General features: G+C 60.2%; 3 protein-coding genes. All 3 read right to left on the minus strand.

The window, feature by feature from the left end:
* A partial coding sequence (locus ABJK70_RS20160) for a hypothetical protein (protein ID WP_347258896.1) occupies positions 1 to 1,480 on the minus strand: 1,480 nt, incomplete at its 3' end.
* Positions 1,481 to 1,564: 84 nt separating this feature from the next.
* Positions 1,565 to 2,689, minus strand: coding sequence for a hypothetical protein (locus ABJK70_RS20165; protein WP_347258897.1), 1,125 nt, complete (start codon positions 2,687 to 2,689; stop codon positions 1,565 to 1,567).
* 461 nt (positions 2,690 to 3,150) lie between these two features.
* Positions 3,151 to 4,896 (minus strand): hypothetical protein (locus ABJK70_RS20170; RefSeq protein ID WP_347258898.1); only part of this gene is annotated, 1,746 nt, incomplete at its 5' end.

The raw sequence follows: 4,896 nt of genomic DNA on the forward strand, positions 1-4,896 counted from the left end.
ACTCGGGAGTGCCCTGAATGCCGGCAACGTGAGATCCGTCGATCCGCTTGTCGATCTCGGGCACGAAGCAAGGAGCATGCGGCGAGCATAGTGCGCCGCTTATCCAGACGAACTCATCCGGCCTTGCCGAAGCAATGGACCAATCCTGCTCGTATCCGTAGCCGAAATCGATGCCGCCGGAGCTGTTCGCGCGTATGGATGGCGGCTCGCTGTCTTTACGGATGTAGAAACCAACATCGTAGCGCCCGACAAGCTGCCAAATTCCCTTCTTATCTAGCTCGTAACGAAGCACGCGGGACTCATGCGACGCGGCAAACGGACTATCGGCGTCGAGGCCAAGATTGCGAACTCCACCTCGCTCAGACACCAGCATTGCGTTGCTGGCGCTGCACTTGGGAAACGCGATATCAGTTACGGGGTGGCTACGGCCGGCACGCTCGATATCGCGCGCGTCAGTGAAGAAGTCCGGCAGCAGGTACTCTCTGCGCACGCTCGTTAGGTCGAATGCTCCGTCATCTTTGAGTGCCACTGACCAGACAGAGTTGCGTTTTTCCTCGTCACTGGCGGAGGTAAAATCAGGGCTGCCAAGCGCTTGGCTGCTCCAAACTGCGTAATAAAGGCGGATCTGCCCGCTTTGTGAGTCTTTCCTCACACCGACGCCCCAGACGCGGCGACGAAAATCCGCAATGTTCCAGCACGAAGGCGTCTTGGCAAAAGGCCCATGCGGGCAATCGGTGATGCGCGCCGCACTGCTCGGATCGAATCTCACTTGAGAGAGCGACTTCTCTTGGTCCGTTGCAGCGTCAAGGAAACGCGCGCGGCCATCGACGCCGTGATCGTATCGGCCGAGGTCTGAACCGTCGGACACGTGAAGGCGGTGGATCATGCCCGTCTCGAGGTCAGATACGTAGAGCTGTTTGTTCCACCGGTCGTAGGCGATGTTACCAAGCGCGGCGCCCGTGTTCTGCCTGCCATCGAGAGTTATGGTGGCGAATAACGAAGGAGCGTAGCCATTTGCTGCGTCGAGTTTCCAAACGGCACCAGGACCCGCGTTCGGGCCCCACATGCCCTCCATCCAGGCCGAATTGTCCGGAGTTCTGTGCAGTCCGAATGCGGAGGTGGCGGTGATATAGATGTTTGGTTGTTCTGCGTCGTCGATGGCGACGCCGAACACCTCGCCAACCTGGGCCGCTGTGACAGGGTTGCGTTGCGGCTCGTTCAGCCAGTGTTGGCCTTTGGGCGGCTGGGCCGGATTCCGCAATGAGATGATGCTTCCGACCACCCCATCGAGGTTGATAACCGTCTCGCCACTTGAATTTTTGGTCGTACCGGAAAAGCGGGTGAGGAATCCCTCACCCGGCTGAAGCGGCTCCTGTGCCGCAGCTTCGCGAGCAAGGAGGGAGCAGGCGAGCCATACAACGGCTGCCACCAGACAACGCAGCCCGGTCGAAACCACGCCGACTTTCCCTCTGATCGGCATGGAACGGCTCCCTACACCTGCTTACGACCAGGGGATGCAGGCCGGCCGGACTCTCCTAAGGGCCAGCGAGATATTCCTATGTGTCTAGCTGCCGGCATGGCACTTTCCGAGGTCCTTGCTCCAGTGCTGATCGGGAGGACAGCGAGGAGTCCCCGCCCCACCAGTGGGGCTTGCGCCGCCGCATCTCGCATTCCCCGGCACGCTCCACCCGGCCAAGGGCGGGCATGGACCGCACTGGGAACTATCGGCTGTCGGCACAAAAATGGCGTCGGGAGAGTAGCCAAGTTGCTGAATTGGGCAGCCTAAGCCACTGCCCGGCCCGCCGCTGTCGCTTCTGGAGCCAGTGGGACCACCGGTTTCCCCGCCGCCGTTCGGGTCCTCCGCCGCACCGGTATCTTCGCTATCGGTCCTACCATCGCCGCTCTCATCGCCGCTGCTGTCATTGCCGGTCGTTGCCCCTTCAGTGCACGCCCCCTCATCGTAGTTTTCTCTCTCGAGCGGCCCCAGTTCGTTAAATAGGGCCATCCGCTTCGCGTTAATTTCCGCGTAGAGACGCAGGAGACTGTCCCCATACTCGCGGTTCCTTTTTATCTCCAACTGATAGACCGCACGCCCTTGCCCCATTTTAATCGCCGCTTTCTTGTCTTCTTCTGAAAGCTGAGTCACCGATTCCACGCCAGACTTTTTAGCTTGTTCTGTAAGGGCTCTTTCTACCTCCCCGATCTTCATCGCCTGAAGCGCAAGTGCGTCGACCACGTTAGTAAGCCGCACTGGGCTTTCGTATTTTTTGATAATAGCTTGTAACTGTTCGGCTTTGCTCTTGCCGGCGCCAACTACGCCCCTGCCTGCAATGCCCATGGCTTGAAGCTTGTTTTCGTCCGGCGGCGGTCCTCCCTTGAACGATGCATCGAGGATCCTCTGCATGTCTGCGATTGTCGCGTTATTTTTCACCAACTCCACTCTGACTATTTCCAGATCCTTTTCAATTTTCCGGAGTTGAATGACTCTTTCGCAATATCCCTCGTACTCGGCAACGGCTGGCGTCACCCACATCATGGCGCTGAGTAAAACGCCAGTGATTGCGGACGAGGCTTGGAGCGACCGAGCTTTTAGCTTCCTTCCCGAGCTGCGCGAATACACGCCCCCAGTAAGACATTTGACCAGTTTGGAGCTGGGATTGACCAGTTTGGAGCTGGGAAATGAGTGCATCACGAGCCCCCGGCGCCTCCCTAACACCGTCAGTTTTTTACTATATGATAAATCGTGTGATTAGCTTGTTGAGCCAGATCAAGAAGAGTGCACGAGAGTTTTTAAAGCGTCTCCCGGTTTTTCTGCGGTGGAAACATAGTACTCGGCCTGAGGATTCCCTGCGATTTTTGTCGTTATCTGAACCGCGCTCGAAGTAACTTACGCCAGCTGTCCGCTTGTGGCACTTTAGCGACATGCGACATACCGGCTACTCAGTCCGAAATGTCGCCGGAAAGAGTCATGCACCGGCATAGCGAGTTTTCCATCCCTACTGAGTGCGCGGCCTCGTTTCAAATGGCTGGGGGCCAATTAGTACCTGCCACAGCGCGCCTATGCAGCGCCTAACTTTGGGATCCTAGCTAATTGAGAAGATAGTGCTCGGGCAGGAACCACCGACACGCACTCGAGCCTTTCGATCATTGTCAATCATGATGGCCCCCGCCACCGTGCGGCTTGTAAGTGGGGGGCGGGATGTGAATGCGAACGCAAAGCTGTCCTATACGGATCGTCCCGTATGGGCAGGGTGGCAGGGGCTGCACCCGGGGCGGCACCCGGACGGGAACGCAGCGATGCGTTCTCCTGTTGTATACGTATCCCTTCGGGCAACTCGTCTTCACCTTCGGCGGTTTTTTGGGCGGGTGCACCTTGGGCGTTGGCGCCGCCTTTGGCGGCTCGACCTTGACGCAGATTTCACCCTGCCTGACCGTGCCGTGCGGGCAGAGCACCGGCGGGGTAACAATTTTCGGCGGTTTTGGCGCGAACTCCGGCTCTTCGACCGTCAGCGGGAGCGGCGGGCACTCTACCTTGAATTCCCATTTAGTACCGCTCGTGCCGCCGGCACAGTTGGGAATGACCTCGACGCGGACGCTTGGTAGGCCGGCAGCCGGAAAATCCTTGCTGCCGGCACCACCCACGCATTGCGTGTCATGAATGAGCTGACCGCCCGCCGTGACCTTCATGTGGTCCTTGATGTTGTAGTGCTCCCATGAGAACTTGGCGGTGCCCTGGTAGCCTCCGAGATCGACGTCGATTGTCTCCGGCGTATCGCCGCCGGCCTTGATGGTGGCGTTGCATTTCTCGCTGCGGGGCGGGGCCGGCGGCGATGGTGGCGTCGTCCGCACCGGGGTGCAGGCGCGGTCGTTGGCCGGATTGTGGTCGCGATAGGGCCCCCAGACGATTTCGATGCAGTTCTCAGCGCCGGGCGGAATCGTACCCGGCATCTTTGCCGTGATCGTGAACGTGACCGGGGTGCCGGACTGCATGACAAGATCGGTTGGATGTTTACAGCGAAGCTCGGCGCCCGATTGCGTGCAGGTCCACGGCGCGGGCGAGACCGACTCGAAGGTCGCACCCGGAGGCAGCGTATCCTTGAGTTCGGGCCGGTCCGTCCACGGCCCCGGACCCTTGTTGATAAGCTGCACCTCAAAGCTGCACGAGCCGCCGGGCGTGCAGGCGGGGGTGGTCTGCGACTTCTTCATTTCGAAGTCCGGCAGTCCCGCCGGAGACTGTTGCGGCGGTGCGGCCTGCGGGCACTCAACCTTGAATTCCCACTGCGTGCCGGTCGACCCGTCGCAATTGGGAATGACCTCGACGCGGATACTGGTCAGGCCGGCAATCGGGAAATCCTTGCTGCCCGAGCCGCCCACGCATTGCGTGTCATGGATCAGTTGACCGCCGGCCGTCACCTTCATGCGGTCCTTGATGCTGTAGTGCTTCCACGAAAACTTGGCCGTGCCCTGGTAGCCGGTGAGATCGATGTCGATCGTCTCCGGCGTATCGCCGCCGGCCTTGATGGTGGCGTTGCATTTCTCGCTGCGCGGCGGCGGTGGTGTTTGCGGGCCACTCGGCGGAAGGCCGGCGCAGGCCTCGTCATTGCCGGGAACCGGATCGACATAGCCGGGCGGATGTTGCACCCGCACGCAGTTCTTGGCGCCGGCGGGGATCGTCGCGGGCATGGTGAGCGTGATCGTCACTTTCAGGCTCTGCATCGCCGGCAAGGTCACATCCGGATGCTCGCAGGTGACAGCGGCACCCGCCTGGTTGCAAACCCAGGGGGCTGTTCCGCTCTTGAATGTTGCGCCCGGCGGCAAGGTGTCGGTGAGGGTGGGACGGCCGGTCCAAGCCCCGGGACCGCGATTGGTGAACCACAGCTCGAACTGGCAATCCTG

Origin of the sequence: Methylocaldum sp., assembly GCF_039794385.1 — a bacterium.
Lineage (GTDB): Bacteria > Pseudomonadota > Gammaproteobacteria > Methylococcales > Methylococcaceae > Methylocaldum.